The following is a 25,308-nucleotide window of genomic DNA, read 5'->3' as shown; positions in this document are numbered from 1 at the left end:
GTCTCGTGAGTTGCTGGAGGGCGGGGATAATCATAATAGGTAGAATAAGGGCGTGACGTTTGAATCGGGAACTTTCGGATCAGGGTGCGCAGATCGTCCTCGTCTTGCAGTGGCTCCCAGGTAGCGACATGCTGGATGATCAGCCAAATGGAGTGGGACTCCGATATCCAGGCCGAGTAGTGGCCATCACTCTGGAGTAGCAGCACATCATAGAGGCCGTCTGCACGTCGCCGCTTGCGGATAAATGGAGAGGTGGGCAGAAATCCCAGCCGGCACCAGTCCTTGTAAGCAGGTTCGAAGGCCATGTGCTACACCATTTTTTTAAGGTGACTGGTAGCTTGTTTGGCCCGCTGGTCAGCCGCGATCTTGTTGGCCTGAGCCAACGCGACGATGTCGGCCATCACCTTGCTGGTGAGGTCGAACTTCTTAATCGTGCGGAAATAGGTGGGGCGGCTGATCTTGTGCTGAGCACAAATTTTTTCCCGGTCTGCCTTCGTCAGGTTTTCCCTCAGAGCTTCAATCTGTTGCTCCTTGGTCAGAGCAGCCTTTTCGGTGGCTTCTTGATCACTTTTTGTAAGTCCCATGATTTATTGGCTTAGTCCTTGTGATACTTTTGTGATACACAATGATACGTATTTGATACGTATTTGTCTCACATAGCCGGAAAAAACCGAAGAAATCGTAATGAATATGGCAAATGATTACCGCTAGACACTTTCCATTTTTGTCTCACACAGTTCAGACAAAAAACCCACGAATGCCCACAACTGGAACAAAGCATCGGGGAGAGGTTGTAGCTGAGGCCGTTAGAAAAAGTGGAGTTAAACTAACCAAGCTGCATACCGCACTGGGTATCAGCCGTCCCACTCTGTACCGCCGTTTTGAAGAGGCGAACCTAGACTTCGATTTTATCCGGGAAGTAGGAAAGGTGATTTCCTACGACTTCAGTCAGGAATTCCCGGAACTCAAAGCAGGCCCTGGCGTAACGCCAGAGCCTTTAGCTGTATTCCAGCTTGACAATTTGGAGGGCTGCAAAGACCAGTTGTTGCATGTGTATGGTTTATACACGGATATATTGCACAAATACAATGCTTTGCTTGTAAAAACTTCCTCTCCCAACTAATGACCACCACGCTTACTGAAGTATTCCTTGAGGCGGTTGAGCAGGAAGTAATTCTGCTCTTCTCCAACGAGTCGACGAAGCTCGATGCCGAGTTCGTCCCAGGCCAGGCAGTGCCCCCCTTTACGGCCTATGTATGGAATGCTTCAGCTGACGAGTGGTTCGTGCGCTTCGGCACGGCGCTCGACGAGCTTACAATGTCGGAACTGGTAGACCTGCTCACCACGCCCCCCACTGATTGGGAGCCAGGTGTTTAGCATTTGTTTACCACCAGCCTCATAACTACCTGAAATATAATATGGTTATGGAGCCCCGTCTCTGGTACTAAAAAGCCCCTTTGCAACTTGCAGAGGGGTTTTTTGCTTGTTTAGGGTACAGCACAGAGTTTTAATGCATTCAACTGGCAGCCAGATTACTCACCGGTGGCAAGGCTTTAGGGCGCTTGCGGCGCGCTTTTTTGCCCGCAGCCTGAGAGGAATCCTGGGAAGTTTCCTGATCTGTGATAAAAGTTTCGGTGAAGGCTAGTTTCTGGGTTTGCTTGGTGCGCAGCTTGGTGAGCTTAGCAGCTAGTTCCTCTGCGGTTTCGGTGATGACCTTGTTTTCCTGTTCGGCTAGCACGTCTTCCGCGAAATGAGCATCTAGCACGGCTACTAGCTCGTCGGTAAGTTTTCGCCGCGCTTCCTTGGGGTTGCTGGTTTTAGCAGCTTGCTTTTCTTGTTTGTCGCGGAGGCGAGCTAGCTGTTCGGCGAGTTGGCGTACAGTTTTGAGAAGCGCCTTGGGCGTTTTGTGGCCAGCTGGCACTACCAGGCTGAGTTGCGGAGTCAGAGCCTCCAAGAGGGCAGCAATCAGTTCTTGCTTTTTTGCTTTCATAGGGGTGGGCAATGGGGAAGGCAGAAGTTTATAGCATGAGGCAATGCTACAAACCGAGTTATAGCAGCGGCATGATGTCGGAGAGCGGCATTTGGCCGGCCACGTACCGAGCCAGCAGGATATGACTAGCAGTGGTAAGCGTCGGTAGCCCGCTAAGTTGCAAAGCAATCCGGATGCTCAAGAGCCGCCGTACCGTGGCAGGTTCCGGCTTCCCTAGCAAGAGGCCACTTGCCGTTGGGGCCGGGTATGATTGAGGGGAATTAGCAGGCATAAAGCTCGGGCTACTTCAAGCGTTGCGAGTTGTGCAACCGAAGGCTCGACAAAATTCGAGGCCCAATGTCACCTTACTATGTAGTGCTTGTAATGCTTTAGTGAAGATTATAGGCGCTACTCTACCTTTCTTTCCCTATTTACACCCCTTAATCCTCTTCACTAGCATTTTTGAGCTTGCCCAGTAGCGAGTAGGCACCTTCTACTACATAGTGCGCGGTAGTGTCTGCGGCGGCGCTTCCGGGCAGCAACACTTCGGCGTAACCATCGGCTTGCTCACCGCGGCGGACTTGCACCATGCGAAACACTTGCTTGCCACGCACGGCAGGCTCTTGCCGGAAGATGTATTGGCGGCCTTCATAGTCAACTACAGCTTTATCGGGCAGGGCAGTGGTGCGGCGCGAGGTGGTTTCGATGACGGCCCGCACAAACATGCCAGGCAGCAAAGCAGGGTCGTTTTCTCGGTCGAGGTGGCCGTGGACGCGGACGGTGCGCTGTTGGTCATCCACGGTGCGCCCCACTAGGTACACGGTGGCTAGGCGCTCGGCGCTGCTGTCGTTGGGCACGGTGAAGCGGATGCGCTGGCCTTTGCGTAGCTGCGGCACGTCCTTCTCGAACACGGTTAGCTCAACGTGCAGGTGGTCAGGGTCAACCAGCTCGAACAGAGCATCGGTGGGGGTGATGCTCTGGCCCACGGTTACGTTTACGGTTTTCACGAAAGCATCCTTGGGAGCCCGTAACGCTGCCGTGGTTGCCAATGGCCGGGCGCCTACTGGCAGCCCCGCCAGCCGGAGCCGGGCCAGTTGGCCGGCAGCCTGGGCTTGTAAGGCCCCGTACTCGGCTTGGGCACGTTGCAGGTTTTTCAAAGGAGACACCTCTTCGCGCACCAATTCTCGCTGCCGGTCCAGTTCGGCGCGCGCGAATTGCAGTTGGCTTTGGGTTTCCAGGTAGCTCTGTTGGAGCTGAATGAACTCGGGGTTGCGGATAACGGCCAGCACCTGCCCTTTGCGCACGTGGGTACCTTGCAGCAATGCCGTGCTTTCAACGATACCACCCAGCGGGGCGGTAATCGACATTAGCTGGTCGGGCGGCACGTCCAACACCCCGTTCACTTTTAGCCCCGCCCCCAGTACCCGTTGCAGCATCGGGCCGGTGCGGATACCCGATAACTCTAGCTCATCCGGCGAGAGAGTTACCTGGTCGACGGGCGTGTCGTCGGGGCCTTTAGTGGTGGGAGCTTCGGCGGTTTCAGTGGAGGGCTCGTCGGAATTGTGGCAGGCAGCGCATAGCAAGGAAAGCAGCAGAACTATTCGATAAGAAACAGTGATCATGGGGCAGGTTTTCAAACGGCAGGAAACAGCCAAGCTACTCGCCGGTGCTCAGCAGGTAATCTAGTTCGATGACGGTTTGGTTGTGTTCAAGCAGCGCGTCGAGGTAGTCAGTACGCAGGCGCAGGGCGCGGTCTAGGTTGAGCAGGTATTCGGTGTAGTTGGTTTCGCCGGCCTTGAAGCCTTTGGTAGCCACGCGAATGATAATGGCAGCTTGCGGCAAGCCGGTTTGCTGGTAGAATTGCAGCCGCTGTTGCTGCTCTGCGCGCTGCAAGAGCAGTTCCTCCACCCTACTCGTTAGCTCAATCTGGTAGCGGGCGTAGCTGGTAGCGGCCACTTTTTCCTGCAAGCGCGCCGCTTGTACCCGTGCACGTTGCGGCCCCGTTACCAGCGGCACCGCCACCGTTGCTTGCACGCCCTGGAAACGGTCGGTGGCGGTGTAGGTGCGGGCTACACCGTCTACAGTCTGCGGCCCGATGAGCGACTGGTTGAAGTAGCCCACGCCCAGCCCCGGCTTGCCCTGAGTCTGCGCCACTCGGGTTTCGGCCTGCGCTACGGTTACTTGCTGCCGCAGCACTTGGGCCAGCAGACTTTGGCTGAGCGCCACGGTATCAGTAACCGATACATTGCGCTGCGGGGTCAGGGGTTGCAGCACACTATCAGCCACGGCTATGGGTTGCGGCCGTTGCAACAGGGCTTGCAGCTGCCGGGCGGCCACCTGGTAGTCGGTGCGGGTCTGGGTGAGGCGGGTGTGGGTTTCGCCTTGCTGCACCAGCGCCGTAGCTACTTCCAGCCGGGCGGTTTCGCCAGTACGGAAACGAACCTCGGCGGCTCGCGCAAACTCTTTGTGCACACTATCCTGGGTGCGCAGGGTACGCAGGCGGTGCCGGGCGTGCACGGCGGCTTCGTATTGCAGGCGCACTTGCCGCCGCAACTCGGCGCGGGCCACGGCCAGTTGCTGCTCTTTGGTAGCTACCTGCGCCTTGGCCAGCGCCGTAAGGGTGCCATAGTACCCCGGCCACGCCAGCGGCTGCGTGATGCTCACCTGGTTGTCGTTGTGCACCGAGTTGTATTGCCCGTAACTGGCTTGCACGGTGGTACGGCCCCATTCGCGCACGCCCCGCACCGCGGCTTGTTGCGCGGCTAGCTGCTGCTGCGCTCCGAGTACTGTTCCGCTGCCCAGCAGCGCCGCATCTACCGCCTGGCTGGCATTCAGAGGTCCACCTTCTGGCGTACCGAGGCTTTGGGCCTGCACAACAGTTGACAGGCTGAGCGCAACCAGAAACAGTACACTGGTTATGAGTGGCTTGCTAATGGCACTCCCGGCTTTGGCGGTGCGGCGGGCCGTCCAGGTTTCTTCCAGATAGTAAAGCACCGGCAATACCAGCAACGTCAGCAGCGTGGCAGTGACCAAGCCGCCAATTACTACGGTGGCTAACGGCTTCTGCACTTCCCCGCCCGCCGAGTTCGACAGCGCCATGGGCAGAAAACCCAACGACGCCACGGTGGCCGTCATCAGCACGGGCCGCAGCCGCACGTGAGTGCCTTGCAGAATGCGGGTGCGCAGGTCACTCATGCCTTCGGCCTTGAGCTGGTTGAAGTAGCCGATGAGCACAATACCGTTGAGCACAGCCACCCCGAACAGCGCAACGAAGCCCACGCCCGCCGAAATGCTGAACGGCATGCCCCGCAGCCACAAGGCCAGCACACCCCCAATAGCCGACAGCGGAATGGCCGTGAAGATCATAACCGACTGGCTAACTGAATTGAACGTAGCGTAGAGCAACAGAAAAATGAGCAGCAAGGCCACCGGCACCGCAATCAGCAGCCGCTCTCGCGCCGACTGTAGGTTCTGGAATTGGCCGCCGTAGGTTACGTAATAGCCGGGCGCGAACTTCACTTGCTTCTCCAGGCGCTGCTGCACTTGCTTCACCAGCGTTTCCACGTCGTGGCCTCGCACGTTGAAGCCCACCGTAATACGGCGCTTAGCATCGTCGCGCTGGATTTGGCTGGGGCCGGGCACCAATTGCACCTGCGCCACCTGCTCCAGCGGAATCTGGCGGCCGTCGGGGGTGGCAATGAACAGTTGGCGCAGGTTGCGGATGTCCTGGCGGTAGCTTTCCTGGAGGCGGATCACCAAATCGAAGCGGCGTTCCTGCTCGAACACTTGGCCGGCTACTTGGCCGGCAAAGGCCGCCTGCACCGTACGGTTTACAGCCGCCACCGATAGGCCATACTGCGCCATCCGGTCCCGGTCGAGGCGGGCGACAATCTGGGTTTGGCCGGTGCTACGCTCCACGTACAGGTCGGTGGCCCCGGGCAGGTCTTTCACCAGTTCGCCTACCTGCTGGGCGTAATAGTCGAGTTGTTGCAGGTCTTCCCCGAAAATCTTTAGCACCACGTCCTGCTTAGCGCCCGAAATCAATTCGTTGAAGCGCATCTGGATGGGCTGCTGAAACCCGAACGTAACGCCCGGAATCCGGGTGAGCTTCGCCGACATCTTCTCGACCAACTCTTCGCGGTTGCTGGCCGAAGTCCACTCGTGGCGGTCTTTGAGCACCACAATCAGGTCGCAGGCTTCAGCCGGCATGGGGTCCGTGGGAATTTCCGAAGACCCGATTTTGGCTACCACTTCCTTGACCTCAGGGAAATTTCGGAGCAGAATGCCGGCGGCCTGCTGCGCTTTTTCGGCAGTATAAGTAATAGAAGAACCGGGCAGCACGCGTGTTTCCACGGCAAAGTCGCCTTCTTCCAAAGTCGGAATAAATTCCCCACCCAATGTTCTAAACAAAAGGATACCCCCGACTAGCAGGGCCAGCGCGGTACCCAGCACCAGCGTTTTGGCGCCGAGGGACCACTCCACTACCCGTTGGTAGCGGGCAGCCAAGCCATCCAGCACCCGGTCAGACCAAGTTGGGGCGGCGTGCGTCCGGCGGCTCAGCACCAGTGCCGATACCATAGGCACGTAGGTCAACGATAAAATGAAGGCTCCTAGAATGGCGAAACCCACAGTTTGCGCCATCGGCCGGAACATCTTGCCTTCGATGCCGCCCAGCGCCAGTAACGGCAGATACACAATTAGGATAATGATTTCACCGAAGGCCGCCGACGAGCGGATTTTGCTGGCTGCCTGGTATACTTCCTCGTCCATTTCGGTGGGTTGTAAATCGGCGGTTCCGGCGGGCCGCGTCAGGCCGGCCAGGCGGTGCACAATAGCTTCCACAATAATAACGGCGCCGTCCACAATCAGCCCAAAGTCGATGGCACCCAAGCTGAGCAGGTTGCCCGACACCCCAAACAGGCGCATCATGCCAATGGCGAAAAACATAGCCAGCGGAATAACCGATGCCACCACCAGCCCGGCCCGCCAGTTACCGAGGAACAGCACCAGCACGAAAATCACAATCAGCGCACCCTCCGCCAGGTTTTTAGTGACGGTACCAATGGCCTGGTTTACCAGCTTGGTGCGGTCCAGAAACGGTTCGATTACCACGCCGGCCGGCAGGGTTTTCTGGATGGTGGCCATGCGTGCCTTCACTGCCTTGATAACGGCCGATGAGTTGGCACCTTTCAGCATAAGCACCAGCCCGCCTACCACTTCGCCTTCCTGGTTGCGGGTGAGCATGCCGTAGCGCACGGCGTGGCCGAAGCTTACGGTGGCTACGTCGCGCACCAGCACCGGTACGCCGGTGGCCGTGGAGGCGGGCCGCACCACCATCCGGCGCACGTCGTCGAGGGAGCCGGCCAGTCCTTCGGTGCGGATAGCGTAGGCCACCGGGTTCCGGTCGATGTAGGCGCCGCCGGTGTTTTGGTTGTTTTGTTCTAGCGCGGCATATACGTCGGCCACCGTCACGTTGAGGCTCCGCAGCCGCTCGGGGTCCAAGCCCACTTCGTACTGCTTCACGTAGCCGCCAAAGCTGCTGACGTCGGCCACGCCGGCGGTACCCAGCAGCTGCCGGCGCACCAGCCAGTCCTGCATGGTGCGCAGCTCGGTGGCCGAATATTTCCGTTCGTAGCCTTTGGCCGGGTGCAGCACATACTGGTAGATTTCACCCAGGCCAGTGGTTAGCGGGGCCAGCTCAGGGGTGCCGGTGCCGGGCGGTATCTGCCGCTCAGCCTCCTTTAGCCGCTCACTCACTTGGGTGCGGGCCCAGTACACATCGGTGCTTTCGTCGAAAACGATGGTTACCACCGAAAGGCCAAACCGCGAAAAGGAGCGCACTTCCTGTACCTCAGGAATGGTGGCAATGGCCTGCTCCACCGGAAACGTCACCAGCCGCTCCACGTCGGGGGCCCCGAGGGAAGGCGTTTGGGTGATGACCTGCACTTGATTGTTGGTGATGTCGGGTACGGCATCGATAGGGAGGTGCGCCACCGAATAGCTGCCCCACACGACCAGCATCAACGTGAACAACCCAATGAGCAGCTTATGCCCAATGGAAAACTGAATAACACGATCAAGCATAAGCTGCCGAACGGGAAAAGAATAACTACAAAACCAATGAAAACAGCACGCAAAAGGTCCGCGCTGGTTACGGCACAGCCGTTCCAGCGCGGACCTTAAACAGATACAGCAGGTTAAATAGTTAATGACCCCAGAAACACCCTCAGATCCGGAATCTTGGGCTTGAGATAATCGGGTGGCACCAGCGCCACAGGCCGCTGCCGGTCCAAAGCTTGATAGGCCTGATAACGGTAACTCTGCACAGGCGGTAAGGCCAGTAGTGCAGGCGCGGCCAGCTCGCCCAGCAGCTTCGCCAACGGTTTGAGAGCTGCCAGGGGCGGTTCGTCGTCGTTGGTACAGGTTTGGCAGGAATGATGCTTCTTGACCGGACCAGCCTTCAAATGAAGCTGGAGCTGCTTTTCACTTTCGTGGTGATGATGGGCCTGCGGCAGACCCGGCAGGTGTAGGTGGTCTTCGGCCACGCGGGGCCGTACTACCTCAGCCAACACCAGAGCCGGCCCCAGCAGCGCGCTCAGGAACACGACCAGCAAAGTCGCGGCAATAAAGCGGATGGTGTGGCACGGGAACCGGAGCATAAGTGAGGCAAAGATAAATCCTGGCCGGCACTTCTGCTTGGTTGAAGGGTGCTGGCCTACTAATGGCGGCCCGAACTGGCACGCCTACCGGCCAAGAGTACCCATTGCCCTGCCACGCCAAGAACCATAAGAGGCGGCCAGTGTTCGTGGGAATAACACCGGCCGCCTCTTGGCAACAGTTTTCATAACTCCAGTTACTCAGCTCATGGGCTTGGTGGCAGGCTGGTTGTGCCAATACCACCGCAGCAGGGGCACCAGCATAATAACAGGCACCGGCGACACGATAAAATGCAGCAGCTGGTTGGCCAGCACCGCCAGCACCGCCGCGTTGCCAAGCCGGCTAATTCCTATTAGCACCACGAAAGCCGTTCCAGCTATGGCATAGAAGCCTAGCACCAACCGCCGCTGCCGGCCATGGGGCAGCAGCAGAAAAAGCAGCGTCAAACAAGCCAGCACGTATAATGCTCCGTACGAAAGCACCGCCGGCAGATTGCGAGGCCGGTTTAGCACGGTTCCCACCGAGGTTTCCGCGGCGGGGGCTGCAGCAGTTTGTTTGATGCCCAACAGCTCGAATATTTGCTGCCAAAAATTTCCGAGCACGCTGTAAACTGCTTCGTTAGACAAAGTAGCCACCAGCAGTAATGCTACCAGGGCCACGCTACCCGCACCGCGCCACAACCAGCTTCTATCGATAGAGGAAGCTGATAGCGGCGGCATTGCAGTTGGTTGGTATTCACGCATGAGCATGCTGCGCGGGACTTGTTGAATTGCGCGCAGCCAACCGAGTGGCCCACCAAATCCAGAGCAGGAAAATAAACCCGTACACAATGAAGGTAAAGGTGTAATGGTGATTGAAATCAACAGTTTGGTGCGAATACTGATGATTCAGGCATAAGGCCACAATCCGCAGGATATTGACACTGTAAATCAGGAATACACCCAGTGGCACAAACCAGAGCTTATGCCAGCCACCACCTGGAAAAGCCAGTACAAAGCCGCTGAACAGCGCATATAGCACCATCCCGTCGCAGTAGGCTCCAATGAATACGGTAGGTTGGTTGGCCAGCAAAATCAGGTTGGCCTGGGTTGGTGATACGGCAGCTGGGAAACCCAACAGGCGAAGAATGGCCGCGCTTACGGCTGCAATATTGTGGGTCAGGACGTCATCCAGCCGCCCATCGATGGCGAGGTAATGCTCATAACCGAAAAACCACACTAAATAGAAGCCAATAGAAAGAAGCGCAAACCGTAACAGGGGATGCAAAGTAGGCATAGCGTTAAGCAAAAAGGTGAGCGAGCAAGCGGTAGCAACCACCTGCTCGCTCATGCTACTTATTGAACCGCAGAAGCCTGTTTGTTGCCCTTGCGAATACGACGTACAGCATACGCCGCGCCGCCAGCTAGCAACAAGGAAACACCACCATCAATAGGAGCGCCAGTAGGACTAGGAGCTGGATTATTACCAGAGCCGCACCCAGGCTGGCAGCCAGGACCATGCACGTGAATTTCGAAGATTGGGTTAAGGGCGTGAGCGGGTAAGTTGGCCTGCAATACAAATAGCATGACCGCACCCAATCGGGCTAGCGTGGAAACAAACTTCATGAAGGGAGAGATAAATATGGAAAAGAGAAAACAGGTATTGGCGAATTCAGAGCGGATTATAACTAATAGCAAGGCCTACAGTAGCCTACAAAAGGCACAGTCTTAAAAAGTGTGCTCGTCAGGCTTGAAAACTTGTAATACGGTGAGCATCACAATTTTGAGGTCCAAAAAAAACGACCAGTTACGCAGGTATTGAATATCAGCGCGTACCCGATTGGCCATGGCGCGCACTTCTTTGGTTTCACCCCGGTAACCTGATATCTGGGCCAGGCCGGTAATTCCAGGCATAATCAGGTGCCGGTCCATGAAGTTGTCGATGATACGAGCGTAATCCTCGGTATGCCGCAGCATGTGCGGCCGAGGGCCAACCACTGACATTTCACCTTTCAGCACATTAAAGAACTGCGGCAGTTCATCAAGGCTAGTTTTGCGCAGAAAGGCCCCTATCGGCGTGATACGGCTATCGTGCTTGCTGGCTTGCTTGCGGTCGGCGTCGGCGCTGGTGCGCATGCTGCGAAACTTCAAACAATAGAAGGGCTTACCGTGCTTGCCAGTGCGTAACTGACGGAAAAACACCGGTCCTCGTGAATCTAGCTTGATGCATAAAGCAATTAGAGGTACCAGCCAGCTCAAAAGGAAAACCGCTACTAAGCCAGCAAATAAAATGTCAAATATGCGCTTGCGTATAAAAGCCCCCAGTACTACCGGAGACTGTTGAGAATAATGTATGCTTTCAACTCCCTCAACCTCCTTCAAGCGTAGTACGGAGATCATAACTCGCAGTATTACTTTCAGTAAACAATTTTATATTTCAGTGCAACAATATTAGCAGACTAATTTCTATTTTCAAAAGCGTTAGTCCAAGTTTTTTTAGGAATATTGATATAATGTAAAAATTGGTATTATCCAGCTATCCAGGAAATAGCATAATTGCCATCTGATATCACCGAAATCATGTGTCAGCAGCTAGTTGCTTGCATACTGTCCTGCTACCCTGAAATATGCAGTTATATAAAATTTATATTTCTCACTAGATTATTACCAGATCTGAGGTTGCCATAGCTGATGAACCTATCATCTATCCTTAAATGACCGATAGAAGTCGCCTTGCACTATAATGTTGGTTGCACCCGGATATATAAGTTACTACAATACAGTACATTACAATATTATAGGTGGTATTACTATTTCTACAAAGTAGTAAAATTCACTTATCTATCATTCTGGATTTTAGCCTTTTTACAAGTATCAGGCATTGGCTAATGCTCGGTCTAAGTGCACATACCCGCCATCTACATGGATGATTTGACCGGTGGTATGGCTGCTGCACGCCGACAGTAGGAAAGCAGTGGTGTTGGCTATTTCCTCGGCCGTGGTCATACGGTTTTCCAGCGGAATCTTGCTGGTGATTTCGCGTAACTTCTCTTCCGGCTGATCTAGGGTGGCAATCCAGGTTTCGTAGGCGGGCGTCCAGCATTCGGCCACCATCACGGCATTCACCCGGATGCTGTATTTGAGCAGTTCCACGGCCCACTCTCGGGTGAGGGCATTGCGCCCACCATTGGCGGCGGCGTAGGCTGAGGTGTTGCCCTGCCCGGTTTCAGCCGTTTTGGAGGTGATATTCACAATAGCCCCCTTCGACTTCTTCAGCTCCGGTAGGGCATGATGGGCCATTAGATAATAATGCACCACATTGCGGTGCAAACTAGCAATAAAGCGGTGATAGTCACCACTCTCCAGTCCTACTCCGTCGTTTACGCCGGCATTGTTTACCAATCCCTCAATCCGGCCGAACTGCGCTACCACTTCCTGCACCGCCCGCTCACAGGCGGCAGGGTCAGAGAGTTCGGCTGTTACAGCAGCAGCTTGGCCACCAGCTGCCTCAATTGAAGCCACCAACGCGGTATTATCGGTGGCGTTGCGGCCTACTATCACCGGAATAGCACCTTCTGCTGCCAGTACCCGCGTAATACCCTCGCCTATCCCCTTAGCGCCCCCAGTTACGATAATCACCTTGTTGTGTAGCTGCAAATCCATACTAAAAACCAGTAAATGCGTGACGAGAGTTGAACGGTAAGGGTAATATGAGAAACGGAGACGCTTTTACTCGCTACGCAGCCGGCAAGCCGCCGGCCACGTAACGAGAAAGCATAGCCAAAACTTTACTGCTTGGTATATGCGCGTAGCTCTTGGCGGGAGGTACCCAGGCCGTCAATACCCAGCTCTACAACGTCACCGGGCTTCAGATACACGGGCGGGTTGAACCCCAGCCCTACCCCGGCTGGTGTACCGGTGGAAATAATGTCGCCGGGCAGCAGGGTCATGAACTGGCTGATATAGGAAACCAGGAACGGAATCCGGAAAATCAGGTTGGCGGTGGTGCCATCCTGCATTTTCTGACCGTTTACGCTCAGCCATAGGCGCAGATTATCCACGTCGGCCACTTCATCTGGAGTAGCCAGAAACGGCCCAATGGGTGCGAAGGTGTCGCAGCCTTTGCCCTTGTCCCAGGTGCCACTACGCTCCAGCTGAAACTCCCGCTCCGATACGTCATTGTGCAGGGCGTAGCCGGCAATGTACTCGTGCGCGTCCGCCTCTTCCACATACGACGCCTGCTTGCCGATTACCACGGCCAGCTCCACTTCCCAGTCGGTTTTAACGGAATTTTTCGGGATGATGATGTCGTCGTTGGGGCCTACCAGCGCCGTAGTTGATTTGAAGAACAGCACCGGCTCAGGCGGCGGCGTGGCGCCGGTTTCGCGGGCGTGGTCGGCGTAGTTCAAGCCCACGCACACAATTTTGGACGGCCGGGCTACTGGCGCGCCCAGCCGCTCGTTGGCACCTACAGCGGGCAACTTGCCAGTATTGGCGCGCACATACTCCGCCAGCCGGGTCAGCCCGTCGGTAGCGAAAAACGCCTCGTTGTAGTCCTCTCCGAAAGCGGATACGTCCAGCTGCTGGTCGTTTAGTATCACACCGGGTTTCTCGTGGCCGGGCTGGCCGTAGCGAATTAATTTCATGAATGTTGACTGGTTGATTTTTTGAATTGCTGAATAGTTAAATGGCTGCTTGATGGGGGCATTGCTCTTAGCCTGTCAGCAATGCCCCCATCAAGCAGCCATTTAACTATTCAACTTGATGAAGCCGCCATCCAGAGGGTAGTCGCAGCCGGTTACAAAGCCAGCTTCATCGGAGCAGAGGTACAAGGCCAGCGCGGCCACCTCGTCGGGGGTACCCATGCGGCCGATGGGCTGGCTGCGCGAGAGTTTATCGAAGATTTCCTGCTCCTGCCCCTGGTAGTTTTTGGCAATGAAGCCGTCTACGAACGGCGTGTGCACCCGCGCCGGCGAAATGCTGTTGCACCGGATGTTGTCAGCCAGGTAGTCGCGCGCAACCGACAGCGTCATGGCGAAGATGGCACCTTTGCTCATTGAATACGCAAACCGGTCGGTGAGGCCCACGTGCGCCGCAATGGAAGCCATATTCACTATCACACCACCGCCGCGGACTTTCATCTGCGGCAGCGCGGCGTACAGGCAATTGTAAGCACCTTTCACATTCACGTTATACACCCGGTCGAAGTCCACTTCGGAAGTGTTTTCCGCGTTGCCCACGTGCGCAATACCCGCGTTGTTGACCAAGATATCCAGCGGGCCAATCTGGTTGACCACGGCCACTACCTCAGCTTGCTGGCTGATGTCGGCGCCGTGCGTAGCCGCCTGGCTGCCTGCCTGCTTGATTTCCGCTACTACCTGCTCGCCGGCTTCGGCGTTCAGCTCCAGAATGTGTACCTCGGCCCCCTGCCGGGCAAATGTGAGGGCAATGGCCTTGCCGATGCCGCTGCCACCGCCGGTAATTACTGCTTTCTTCCCAGCTAAACTGAACATACGAATTGCTTGCTACTATGCTGTGTGAATAGGTAAACCAGACGCTACCCAGTGGGTGGAGGCCAGTTGCTTGCCTTACTGGTGAGTGAGCCGGCAGTAAAAATGAGCACTGCTATTCGGGGTACTCTCCTGTAGTGTTGGGGGTGCAAGGTAGGAGGACTACCAGAAACTCTGTTGGGCCAGGACCTTGGTTTGTGGTCCGCCTCAAAGCGAAAATCCGGCCGTTGGTCGGCGCAAACCTTTACGGTGCCTAACGGTGCTCCTTGCATTGCCAAAGTTTTGCACCAGCCGGTTCTGATTGGCCCTTATGCCGCGGCTGCTTTCTTCCGGTGCGGCTACCACTGCAGTAGCAGGCCACCGATACGAAGCGCCTTTACCGGCTGATCCGGTGGCCTCAGCTTTGATTCCGGCTGATTTCGCCCCAACTTGCCTAACCCGCGCCGCACGAGCGGCATCTTCCCCATCCCCTTCCTCATGCTTAAAATCAACAAACAGGACGCGCTAGACTACCATTCCCAAAGCCCTGCCGGCAAAATTGAGGTGGTACCCACCAAGCCCGTCAGCACCCAGCTCGATCTGGCGCTGGCTTACTCGCCGGGTGTAGCGGAGCCCTGCCTCGCCATTGCCAACAACAAAGACGACGTATATAAATACACCGCCAAAGGCAACTTGGTGGCGGTTATTAGCAACGGAACGGCCGTACTGGGCTTGGGCAACATTGGCCCCGAGGCCAGCAAGCCGGTGATGGAAGGTAAAGGCGTACTGTTCAAGAAGTTTGCCGGTATTGACTGCTTCGACATTGAAATTGACGCCACCGACCCCGACGAGTTTATCCGCATTGTGAAGGCGCTGGAGCCTACGTTCGGCGGCATCAACCTCGAAGATATCAAGGCGCCCGAGTGCTTCCGCATCGAGACGGCCTTGCGCGAGCAGATGAACATTCCGCTCATGCACGACGACCAGCACGGCACGGCCATTATTACGTCGGCGGCCTTGCTGAACGCGCTGGAAGTGGTAGGCAAGAAAATCGACGAAATCAAGCTAGTGGTGAGTGGCGCGGGCGCCGCGGCGGTGTCGTGCCTGCGGCTGTATCTGGCCTTGGGCTTGAAGCTGGAAAATGTAGTGGTGTTCGACAAGGACGGCGTCATCAACGGCAAGCGGACCGACCTGGCGCCGTTGCAGATGCAGTTTGCCACCAAGCGCAGCGTAAGCACCGTAGCCGAGGCTATGCAGGGTGCCGACGTGTTCCTGGGTTTGTCGGCAGCCAACGTGCTGCCCGCTGAGCTGCTGCTGACCATGGCCGACAACCCCATTGTGTTTGCGCTGGCCAACCCAAACCCGGAAATTGCCTATGAGCTGGCCATGTCCACCCGGCCCGACATCATCATGGCGACCGGCCGCTCCGACCATCCCAACCAGGTGAATAACGTGTTGGGCTTCCCCTACATTTTCCGGGGGGCGCTGGACGTGAGGGCCACCGAAATCAACGAGGAAATGAAGTTGGCCGCCGTGAAGGCACTGGCTGAGCTGGCTAAAGAGCCCGTACCCGATATGGTGAACCGCGCATATGGCGACAACACCCTGGCTTTCGGGCGCACCTACCTGATTCCGAAACCCTTGGACCCACGCCTGATTACGGCCGTGAGCCCAGCCGTAGCACGCGCCGCCATGGAAAGCGGCGTGGCCCGCATCCAGATTACCGACTGGACAGCTTACGAGGACGAGCTGCGCGGCCGTTTGGGCGTGAACCAGAAGCTAATGAACCGTATTACCTCGGCGGCGCGCTCCAACCCCAAGCGGGTGGTTTTCCCCGAGGCCGATACCTACAAGATTCTCAAGGCGGCCACCATCCTGCACGACGAAGGCATTGCCAAGCCCATTCTGCTGGGCCCGCTCGACCGGATTCAGACCATTGCCGATGCCAACAACTTGGATTTGACGGGTTGCAAGATTATCAACATTCTGGACGAGGACAAACAGCGCAACGAGTACGCCGAGATGCTGTTCCGGAAGCGGCAGCGCCGGGGCCTCACGCTTTACGAATCCCAACGCCTGCTGCGCGAGCGGAACTACTACGGTTCGATGATGCTGGAAACCGGAGCCGCCGATGCCGTTATTACCGGCCTCACCAAAGACTACAGCAAGAGCATCGTGCCCTCGTTGCAGGTGATTGGGGTGGAAGATGGCGTGAAGCGGGTAGCCTCGATGTACATCATCCAGCACAAGAAAGGCCCGTTTTTCTTCGCTGATACCACCGTGAACATTGACCCCACAGCTGAGGAAATGGTGGACATTATCGGCCTCACGGCTCAGGCCGTGCGCTTTTTCGACACCGAGCCGCGGGTAGCCGTTATCAGCTACTCCAACTTTGGCTCCAACCCCGGCACCCTCCCCGACAAAGCCCGCCGGGCCACCGAGCTAGCCAAAGCCCGCTACCCTGATTTGATTCTGGACGGCGAAATGCAGGCTAACACTGCTCTTAACCCACAGCTGCTACGGGAGCAATACCCGTTTTCGGTGCTGGCTGAGAAAGGTGGGGCCAACACGCTTATTTTCCCGAATGTGATTAGCGGCAACATTGCTTACAAAGTGCTCCAGGAAATTGGTGGGGCAGAGGTAATTGGGCCGGTTCTCATGGGCATGCGCAAGCCAGTGCACATTTTGCAGCTTGGCGCTTCGGTGCGCGAAATCGTGAATATGGCGGCTATTGCCGTAGTGGATGCACAGCAAGCTACGGGCGTGTAGCCTGCTGCTCTCATCCAATTTATTTAGTTAAAAATGCCAGTATTTTTGGGATAGAAAACGCCTGCAAAGGCGTTTTCACTGGCACCCTATCATCCCAACTACTTCCCATGATTGCGTACATCGAAGGAAAGCTCGCCTATAAAGACCCTGCCCAAGCCATTCTCGACGTGAACGGCGTGGGATACGAAATCAAGATTTCGCTGGCTACCTACAGCAAGCTGCCCACCGAGGGCGACAAAGCCAAGCTGTACACGTTTCAGCACATCAAGGAAGACGCGCACACGCTCTACGGCTTTCTCGACCCCAACGAACGGGCGCTGTTTCTGCACCTAATTTCGGTGTCGGGCATTGGGCCGGGCACCGGCATTGTAATGGTGAGCAGCATGAGCGTAGGCGAAATCCGGCACGCCATTATCAACGAAGATGTGCGGGCTATTCAGAGCATCAAAGGGGTAGGCCCGAAAACGGCACAACGCGTTATCATCGATCTGAAGGACCGGCTGCGCAAAGATGAATTGCTGGCTAAGGCTGGGGTTGACACCGTTCCGTTGGCGCGGGCACACAATACGAATCGGAGTGAAGCGTTGTCGGCTTTAGTAACGCTGGGCTTTGCCCGGTCGGCTGCCGAGAAAACGCTGGATCAAATTCAGAATAAGCACGGTAACGACCTGAGCGTGGAGGAATTGATTAAGTTTGCTCTTAAGTCGAATTAGCGTTTTCCTAAGCACTAGGGCATAAGTAGTGAGTCTGGAGATTGAAGGTGTTGCTTACCTTGTTTAAAACTGTTGGCACCAACTCTTTCCACTCAGTGCTTATGTCTCGCTACTGACTATACGCCACCCGTATCTTTTTTATTTGTAGCACTTGAACTCCGGTAAGAAGTCCCTCACTGCCTCTTTGGTTGTGGTTGCGTCGTTGTTGGCTTGGTGGTCGCAGGCTGAGTCGTTGGGAAGTTCCGCGTTTGCCTTGCAGCAACTGTGGAGTTCTTGGCTACCCGGCAAAAAAGCCCAGGGCCAACTGCCTTGGCTAATGCCAGCGCCCGACACGCCCCGGGTTGTTTTGCCCGACACCAGCCGTTACCGTTCCAGTCGTCGGCCCAAGGTGGCACCCGCCGACCGGGCTGGCACGCCTTTGTCGCCGCAGCGCCGTCGGTCCCCCCTCATTCTGGGGCTACCCTCCAACATCACGCAGCAAGTTTCTCCCGATGACAGCCTAGAGTATTTCGATATTCAGGAGCGAATTGGGCAGGAGCTTGACTTCCGGGACCCTAGCCGCATGAGTTTTCGAGATTATTCGGAATGGCAGCAACGTCAGGCTATACGAGACTACTTCCGAAATCGTTCGGCGGGCGGCGTAACCGGCGACGAAAATACCGCCGCCACCCGCCGGGTTATCCCGAAAATTTACCTTGGCCCCATGGCCGACCGGATTTTTGGGGGCAGCTACGTGGATATTCGGCCGGCTGGCGCGGTTACACTGCGCATGGGTGCCCGCTACAGCGTCAACAAAAACCCAACTCTGACGCTACGGCAGCAGCGCATCGGCGACTTCCAGTACGACCAGAACCTGAACCTGAACCTAACCGGGCAGATTGGGGAGAAAGTGCGCCTCACGTTCAACTACGACACCAAGGCCGCCTTCGACTTCGAAAACAACATGAAGCTCGACTATACGGGCTTCGATACCGATATCATCCGCAAGATTGACCTCGGCAACGTAAGCTTGCCGCTCAACAACTCTCTGATTCAGGGCGGGCAAAACCTGTTCGGGGTGAAAACCCAGTTGCAATTCGGGCGTATGGCCGTGACGGCGGTAGCCAGTACCCTACGGGGCCAGGCTGACGAGGTACGGGTGCAAAACGGGGCCCAGGGTCGGCAATTTGAAATTAAAGCCAGCCAGTACGAACGGGACCGGCACTTTTTCCTGAGCCAATTCTTCCGCGACCGGTACAATCAGGCCCTGCGCAATCTGCCTACCGTGCAGAGCGGGGTGGAAATCCGGCGGGTGGAGGTGTACATCACCAACGACAACCGCCAGAGTGACAACCTACGCAACGTAGTAGCCCTCATGGACTTGGGCGAACCGCGGCGCGTGTATCGGCGAGCCTTCTTAGGGTCGGGCACGAATAGCACGGCTTCTAATGCCAGCAACCAGGAGTTTCAGGCTGTTCTGAACGGTGGCGCTGCCGCCCGCGGCGAGCTAACAGTGGATAACTACCTCAATACGCTGCCACTACAGCCGCTGAGCAAGAACTTGGACTATGAGCACGTGCGGGCTCGCAAGCTCGATGCGCGTGAATACACCTTTAATGCGCAGTTGGGCTACCTCTCGCTGAATACGCCGCTGCTACCCGAGCAGGTGCTGAGTGTGAGCTACGAATACATCTACAACGGCCGCACCTATAAAGTAGGAGAGCTAGTGGATGATTATGGCACCGTGGGGCAGGACCAGGTTATCTTCATGAAGATGCTGAAGGCCACCAACCCGGGCGTGCAGCTAGTGCAGCAGAATGATCTGACCATCAACACACCCCAGAACAACCCCAACCCAGCTACCAACAACCCCAACCTGCTGACGGGTAACCTGCCCACCTGGGATTTGATGATGAAGAACGTGTACCCGTTGAATGCCTCGCAGCTCAACCGGGACAACTTCCAGCTCCAAATCATTTACAAAGACGACGTAACTGGGGTTGACCAAATTTCGCTGAAAGAGGGGCAGCAGATAATCAACCGGCCGCTGGTGGAGGTATTCAACCTCGACAACGTAAACCCCAACAACGACCAGAACCCCGACGGCAACTTCGACTTCTTTCCGGGCATCACCATCGACCCGGAGCTAGGCAAAATCATCTTCCCGGTGGTAGAGCCGTTCGGTAGCTACCTACGCACCCGCTTTGTAGAAGGCTCCGAGGATGCGCTGATCAACAAATACGTGTACCAGGAGCTGTACAACCAAGTGCAGAGCGACGCGCAGCAGCGCACCGAAAAAGACAAGTTTGTGCTGCGGGGCCGGTTCCAGGCCACGGCTACCAACGAAATAAGCTTGCCTGGCCTAGGCATTGCGCAGGGGTCGGTGCGGGTACGCGCCGGCTCGGTGCTGCTGGAAGAAGGCCGCGACTACCAGGTGTTCTACGACCAGTCCATTGTTAAAATCCTGAACCCGGCGTACTTGAACTCGGCCAACGAGCTACGGGTGGAGTTCGAGAAAAACGCTTTGGTGCAGGTACAGCCGCGCAAGCTACTCGGTGTGCGGATGGACTACCGCCTCAACCCCGATATCAATTTCGGAGCCACGGTGCTGCACTTACGCGAAAACCAGGCGCCCGGCATCAACCGCGTCAACATCGGTGACGAGCCCGGCAACAACACCATTTACGGCTTCGACGTGAACATGCGCCGCGACTCGCGTGCCCTCACCAAGTACCTGGATATGCTGCCGTTCATCAACACCAAGGAGCCCTCGTCGGTGGCCTTTAGTGGCGAGTTTGCGCAATTACTGCCCGGTAGGTCGCAGCTGGGCAACGGGGAAAACGGTGTGTCGTATCTGGACGACTTTGAGAATGCGCGCACGCCTTACACGCTAGGCGGCCTAAACTCGGCGGTAGCCTGGCGGCTAGGGGCCACGCCCCGCTCATTCACTAACTTCAATGCCAACAACGTTACCTCAGCCTTCCGGCGCGGTAAGCTGGCCTGGTACTCTATCGACCAGACTTATTACACCAACGGCCCCAACAAACCCAACAACATCGGGGAAGTAAAAAACCACTACATCCGGGGCGTACTGCGCGACGAGATTTTCCCGAACCGTGACGTAGGTACCTCCGGCAATGGTTTCGAGTATCCGTTTGACTTGGCGTACTACCCTGCCGAACGGGGCCAGTACAACTACAACCCTATAGCCGCCAGTGGTCGGTTCCCTAGCGTTCAAGAAGCGCGGCAAAATTACGGGGCTGTTTCGCGCGAAATCACCTTCGACACTGACTTCGATAACGCCAACGTTGAGTATCTGGAGTTCTGGATGCTGGACCCGTTCATCGAAGGTGAGAATGGCCGAATAGATGATTCCAGCCGTGACCCTTCAAGCCCGCCACCAGCAAACAACACGACTGGCGGCAAGCTACTCATCAACCTGGGCTCGATATCGGAAGACGTGTTGAGCGACAACAACCAGTACGAGTTCGAAAATGGCTTGCCTACCGACCCGATCGATCCGGGCAATCCTAACCAAACTACCCGTCCAACCCCGTGGGGGCGTGTAACCCGCCAGCAGTTCCTAACTGACGCCTTCAACAGCGCTGGCCGGGCTCGGCAGGATATTGGCCTAGATGGTTTGGATGACACCGAAGAGCAAGCCTTTTTCTCGGCGGCCTTCGGCGATGACCCATCGGGTGACAACTTCCGCCACCACCTCGACCCGTTCTACGACCAGAACAACGTGAACATTCTGGGCCGCTACAAGAACTACAACGGCATGGAAGGCAACTCCCGCGAGAACAGCCAGCTCAGCTCCACGGCTTTCCCCGATAAGGAAGACCTGAACCGGGACAACGTTATTTCCGAAACCGAAAGCTACTTCGAATACGAGCTGAATCTGAAAAAAGACCAGCTTGCGGTGGGCAGCAACTTCGTGGTAGACAAAGTGACGCGGACCATCAGCAATGAGCAGGTTTCGTGGTACCAGTTCCGCATTCCTATCCGGACTCCTACCCGCATTCAGAGCCCTCCTAACGGCTCGTTGCCTAACTTCAAATCGATTCGGTTTTTGCGCATGGTGCTCACCGAATGGGAGCAGCCAGTGGTATTGCGCCTAGTGCAGCCCCAGTTCGTTGCCAACCAGTGGCGCCGCTACCTAGGCCCCATTTCCGACCCGAACATTCCGTGCGTGAACTGCGGCGACGCCGCTGCGGCTTTCAACATCAGCACGGTAGGCGTGGAAGAAAACGGAGGCAGCGACGCGGCAGCGGCTGGGGCCGTGCGGTACGTGGTACCGCCAGGCATTCAGCGCGACAAAGAATACGGCTCCAGCACCGTAAACCGCCAGCAGAACGAACAAAGCCTGCGGCTGTGCGTGGAAGACCTGCGCGACGGCTTCGGGCAGGCTGCCTACAAAAACCTGAACCTGAATTTGGTGCGCTACAAGCGGCTGCGCTTGTTTCTGCACGCCCAGAGCGAAGACGACCGGCTGCGCGACAACGAAGTACAGGCTTTCATCCGCCTCGGCACCGACTACAACCAGAACTACTACGAATACCGCCTACCGCTGGTGGTTACCCGTCCAACGAGTGGAAGCAACGTTACGGCCGACGAGGTATGGCCGCTGGCCAACCGCGTAGATATTGAGTTGCAGCGCTTTATTGACGCTAAAGCCGAGCGCAACCAACTGAACGTATCGTACGCCGTTCCTTTCGTGAAAACCTTCCCCGACGGTTCTAGCATTACGGTTCTCGGCAACCCCGACATCAGCGCGGTGCAGGGGGCTATGATTGGCGTATTCAACCCAGCCAACGACTTGCAATCCAAATCAATGTGTTTGTGGGCGGACGAGCTGCGTGTGTTCGACTTCGACCGGGAAACTGGCTGGGCGGCTACGGCCCGCTTCAATACCAAGCTAGCCGATATAGCCAATATTACGGCCACAGGCAGCTTCACATCAGTAGGTTTCGGAGGGTTACAAGACAAGCTTTCCCAACGCTCCCTCGATGATATTAAGCGCGGCGACGTGAATGCCACGGTAGCGGTGGAAAAGTTCTTCCCTGAGAAGCTAGGCTTGCGCGTACCGGTACTGATTCAGGCTGGCCACGAGAGCCGCTCGCCCAAGTACGACCCCCTCGACCCTGATACGGAGCTGCGGCAAAGCCTGCAAAAATTCAGGAGGGACGATAATACTATCGATGCGGAAGCCCAAGCCGCGTATCGCAAAGAAGTTATCGACCAAACCAATAGCCGCAGTATCAGTGTGCTGAACGTGCGCAAGGAACGCACCAACACCGAACGCAAACCCAAGCCCTACGACATCGAGAACGTGGCGCTCAGCTACTCTTATACCGAGCGTACCCATACCGACATCAATACCGACCGGGACTACACCCGCACCTATACCGGGGCCGTAGCCTACATCTACCAGACCACGCCCAAGAACTACACGCCCCTGGCCCGAGTGAAGTCGCTGGACTCGCCGTACCTGAAGTTTTTGCAGGAGGTGAACTTCACGCCGCTACCCTCACGCTTCTCGTTCCGAGCCGATATTGACCGGCGCTACAACGAGCGTTTCTTGCAGCGGGTCTTGGAACCCGGCACGGTACCGTCCACACTGGGTATTCCGGGCGTGTTCCAGAAGTCGTTCTACTTCAACCGCATCTACGACATGCAGTGGGCTCTCACCAAGGGCCTCACGTTCGACTATACGGCCAACAACCGCTCGGTAATAGACGAAGGCATTGGCAGCTCCATCGACGACTCGCCGGAGGCACGAGCCAACCGGGAGCAGTTGCGCAATAACCTGCTGCGCGGCGGTCGTACCACCAACTTCAACCAAACGGTAGCCCTCACCTACCGCCTACCCCTCGACAAGTTCCCGCTTACTGACTGGCTATCGGCGGATGCGCGCTACGCCGCCAACTACACTTGGCAGGCGGCCTCCACGGCGTTGCGGGCTCCCATCGGGCCAGCTTATCCGGATAGCACCGTAGAGGTCAGGCTCGGCAACACTATCCAGAATAACGGGGAATTGAGTGCCAACGGCCGAATTGACTTGGTGAAGCTCTACAACAAGGTGCGCTTCCTCAACATTATCAATAACGCCCCACCTCCTGGCAAAGCCCCCAACAAAGGCCCAGCCGCACTTGGCAGCCCCAACGCAGACCAGACGGCAGCAGTGGATACCGCAAAAGGACCAGAGCTGCGTTTACTGAAAGCCGTGCTTCGCTCTCTTATGACGGCTCGTTCCCTGAATTTCACTTACACCCGCAGCAACGGCACGTTGCTACCCGGCTACTTGCCTGGCACCCGATTCTTCGGTCTCAACTCCGACTGGAATGCGCCCGGCGTACCGTTCTTGCTGGGCCGGCAGTATGACCTGAACAATCTCTATGCGCGAGCCAGCGAAAACGGCTGGTACACCCAGCGTAGCGACCTGTTGAACACGCCGCTCAGCGCCCTACTCACCGAAAACTTGGTATTGCGCACGGCCCTGGAGCCTTTCCGCGACTTCAACATTCAGGTGGAAAGCCGGCGGCAGCTGGTGCGCAACCGGGAAGTGTTTTACCGCACGATAGTAAACGAAACCGATTTGCTGCCCATACCGGGCGCAGTGCCTACGCCCAGCAACCCGCTGGGGTCGGGCTCGTTCAGCACCTCGGTTGTTACCATCCAAACCTTGTTCGGCGACTTGTCGGAGAAAGGCACTTTCTCGAAGGCGTTCGACCGGTTCAGAAAAAACCGTGAGTTTGTGCAGCAGCGCTTACAGGAAACTGTGTCGTCGGCAGCTGGCCCCACTACGTCGCCTTTGGGGCTGTACGGCTACAACTCGCAAGATGTGCTGATACCGGCTTTCCTGGATGCGTATAAAGGCAAGTCGTCGGATGGGTACCGGGCCAAAAAGTTCAACCCCTTTGCCCAGCTCCCCATCCCAAACTGGAACATTCAGTACAATGGCTTGGCCGAGCTGCCATTCGTGAAGAAATACTTCCGCTCTATTGCCTTAACGCACGCGTACTCGTCGGTGTATAACGTAGCCAGCTACACAACGGCTTCCGCTTACACCGCCGAGCCCAATGGGCTAAGCTCTATCATCAATGCCACCGGCCAGTACATTCCGTACTACGTGCTGGGGCAGGTGAGCATTGCCGAACGCCTCACGCCGCTAATTGGAATTCGGTTCCAGACCCTGGAAAAGATTACCGGCAACCTGGAACTGCGGACCGAGCGGGCCGTGGCGCTTAATACCACCAACGCGCAGGTAACGGAATTGCACACGCAGGAAATGGTTATTGGGTTTGGCTATGCCACCAACCGGCTTAAGCTACCCTTCCGAATTGGGGGCGAACAGAAGATTCTGAAAAACGAGCTAACGGCCCGCCTCGACTTAAGCATCCGTGACAACGTTACTATTCAGCGCACGATTGAGGATGCGGTAGACCCAGCCTTCCTGCCCGATGGCTCCCCTGACACTCGCGTAACGCCTAGCATCGGTCGCCAGAACGGTATTGCTACCAACGGCACCAAGCAGGTTCAGCTTCGGCCTACCGTTGACTACGTGCTGAACCAGCGCCTGAATCTGCAATTCTTCTTCACTAAAAATATCACCCAGCCGCGGGTAGAAAATTCTTACAAGAACTCCACCACGGAGGGCGGTATTCAGTTGCGCTACAGCTTGTCGCAATAAAGATGAGGCAGTGAAATGGCGAGTTTGATGTTCGACTTGTGCGAGTAGCACCAACAGAACA

18 protein-coding genes are annotated in these 25,308 nt (G+C 56.4%); 5 read left to right on the top strand and 13 right to left on the bottom strand.

All coding sequences use genetic code 11. The annotated features are described in order from the left end of the window. Positions 1 to 308 precede the first annotated feature (308 nt). On the bottom strand, positions 309 to 584 hold the full coding sequence (locus tag G536_RS0101885) for a hypothetical protein (protein ID WP_022821883.1): 276 nt from the start codon (positions 582 to 584) through the stop codon (positions 309 to 311). A 173-nt stretch (positions 585 to 757) separates the two neighbouring features. Between G536_RS0101885 and G536_RS30165 the strand changes: the two genes are divergently transcribed. Both G536_RS30165 and G536_RS0101875 read left to right on the top strand, forming a co-directional pair. Further along, positions 758 to 1,123: a hypothetical protein gene (locus G536_RS30165; protein ID WP_022821882.1), complete on the top strand. Its 366-nt coding sequence runs from the start codon at positions 758 to 760 to the stop codon at positions 1,121 to 1,123. Next, positions 1,123 to 1,377, top strand: a complete 255-nt coding sequence (locus G536_RS0101875) for a hypothetical protein (protein WP_022821881.1) — start codon at positions 1,123 to 1,125, stop codon at positions 1,375 to 1,377. Before G536_RS30165 ends, G536_RS0101875 begins: the two co-directional genes overlap by 1 nt. Positions 1,378 to 1,516: 139 nt before the next feature. On the opposite strand, the gene G536_RS0101870 is transcribed toward G536_RS0101875, so the two are convergent. From G536_RS0101870 to G536_RS0101820, 12 genes are all read right to left on the bottom strand, one after another. Further along, positions 1,517 to 1,990 carry a hypothetical protein gene (locus G536_RS0101870; RefSeq protein ID WP_022821880.1) on the bottom strand — a complete coding sequence of 158 codons (474 nt, stop codon included), beginning with the start codon at positions 1,988 to 1,990 and terminating at the stop codon, positions 1,517 to 1,519. A 58-nt stretch (positions 1,991 to 2,048) separates the two neighbouring features. After that, positions 2,049 to 2,261: a hypothetical protein gene (locus tag G536_RS31975; protein ID WP_157530316.1), complete on the bottom strand. Its 213-nt coding sequence runs from the start codon at positions 2,259 to 2,261 to the stop codon at positions 2,049 to 2,051. Positions 2,262 to 2,409: 148 nt separating this feature from the next. Then, positions 2,410 to 3,591 (bottom strand): efflux RND transporter periplasmic adaptor subunit, encoded by a 1,182-nt coding sequence (locus G536_RS0101865; RefSeq protein WP_022821879.1) that lies wholly within the window; start codon positions 3,589 to 3,591, stop codon positions 2,410 to 2,412. A gap of 34 nt (positions 3,592 to 3,625) precedes the next feature. After that, the gene (locus G536_RS0101860) at positions 3,626 to 8,053 is read right to left on the bottom strand and encodes a CusA/CzcA family heavy metal efflux RND transporter (protein ID WP_022821878.1); all 4,428 of its coding nucleotides are present in this window, start codon (positions 8,051 to 8,053) and stop codon (positions 3,626 to 3,628) included. Positions 8,054 to 8,166: 113 nt separating this feature from the next. Further along, positions 8,167 to 8,628: a hypothetical protein gene (locus tag G536_RS0101855; protein ID WP_022821877.1), complete on the bottom strand. Its 462-nt coding sequence runs from the start codon at positions 8,626 to 8,628 to the stop codon at positions 8,167 to 8,169. A 198-nt stretch (positions 8,629 to 8,826) separates the two neighbouring features. Continuing rightward, positions 8,827 to 9,345, bottom strand: coding sequence for an XrtX-associated membrane protein (locus G536_RS0101850; protein ID WP_157530314.1), 519 nt, complete (start codon positions 9,343 to 9,345; stop codon positions 8,827 to 8,829). A gap of 16 nt (positions 9,346 to 9,361) precedes the next feature. Next, positions 9,362 to 9,901 carry an exosortase X gene (xrtX, locus tag G536_RS0101845; protein ID WP_245575737.1) on the bottom strand — a complete coding sequence of 180 codons (540 nt, stop codon included), beginning with the start codon at positions 9,899 to 9,901 and terminating at the stop codon, positions 9,362 to 9,364. A gap of 59 nt (positions 9,902 to 9,960) precedes the next feature. Beyond that, positions 9,961 to 10,191 carry a PID-CTERM protein-sorting domain-containing protein gene (locus tag G536_RS33025; RefSeq protein WP_425402121.1) on the bottom strand — a complete coding sequence of 77 codons (231 nt, stop codon included), beginning with the start codon at positions 10,189 to 10,191 and terminating at the stop codon, positions 9,961 to 9,963. 141 nt (positions 10,192 to 10,332) lie between these two features. Continuing rightward, positions 10,333 to 11,004 carry an exopolysaccharide biosynthesis polyprenyl glycosylphosphotransferase gene (locus G536_RS25795; protein WP_022821873.1) on the bottom strand — a complete coding sequence of 224 codons (672 nt, stop codon included), beginning with the start codon at positions 11,002 to 11,004 and terminating at the stop codon, positions 10,333 to 10,335. Positions 11,005 to 11,478: 474 nt separating this feature from the next. Continuing rightward, a complete protein-coding gene (locus tag G536_RS0101830) occupies positions 11,479 to 12,267 on the bottom strand; it encodes an SDR family oxidoreductase (protein ID WP_022821872.1) in 789 nt (262 codons plus the stop codon). Between the two features lie 125 nt (positions 12,268 to 12,392). Beyond that, entirely contained in the window at positions 12,393 to 13,250 is an 858-nt protein-coding gene (locus G536_RS0101825) for a fumarylacetoacetate hydrolase family protein (RefSeq protein WP_022821871.1), read from the bottom strand. 102 nt (positions 13,251 to 13,352) lie between these two features. After that, complete coding sequence (locus G536_RS0101820) at positions 13,353 to 14,117, bottom strand: SDR family NAD(P)-dependent oxidoreductase (protein WP_022821870.1); 765 nt, start codon at positions 14,115 to 14,117, stop codon at positions 13,353 to 13,355. Positions 14,118 to 14,591: 474 nt separating this feature from the next. Here G536_RS0101820 and G536_RS0101815 point away from each other — a divergent pair, with 474 nt between their 5' ends. From G536_RS0101815 to sov, 3 genes are all read left to right on the top strand, one after another. Further along, complete coding sequence (locus tag G536_RS0101815) at positions 14,592 to 16,862, top strand: NADP-dependent malic enzyme (RefSeq protein WP_026879755.1); 2,271 nt, start codon at positions 14,592 to 14,594, stop codon at positions 16,860 to 16,862. Positions 16,863 to 16,969: 107 nt separating this feature from the next. Then, positions 16,970 to 17,575, top strand: a complete 606-nt coding sequence (gene ruvA, locus G536_RS0101810; protein WP_022821868.1) for a Holliday junction branch migration protein RuvA — start codon at positions 16,970 to 16,972, stop codon at positions 17,573 to 17,575. Positions 17,576 to 17,726: 151 nt separating this feature from the next. Beyond that, positions 17,727 to 25,247, top strand: coding sequence for a T9SS outer membrane translocon Sov/SprA (sov, locus tag G536_RS0101805; RefSeq protein ID WP_245575736.1), 7,521 nt, complete (start codon positions 17,727 to 17,729; stop codon positions 25,245 to 25,247). The last annotated feature ends 61 nt before the right edge of the window (positions 25,248 to 25,308 follow it).

The sequence above is a fragment of the Hymenobacter norwichensis DSM 15439 genome, assembly GCF_000420705.1.
GTDB lineage: Bacteria > Bacteroidota > Bacteroidia > Cytophagales > Hymenobacteraceae > Hymenobacter > Hymenobacter norwichensis.
The sequence above is the reverse complement of the archived record's forward strand: the minus strand, read 5'-3'. Positions and strand labels throughout refer to the sequence as shown.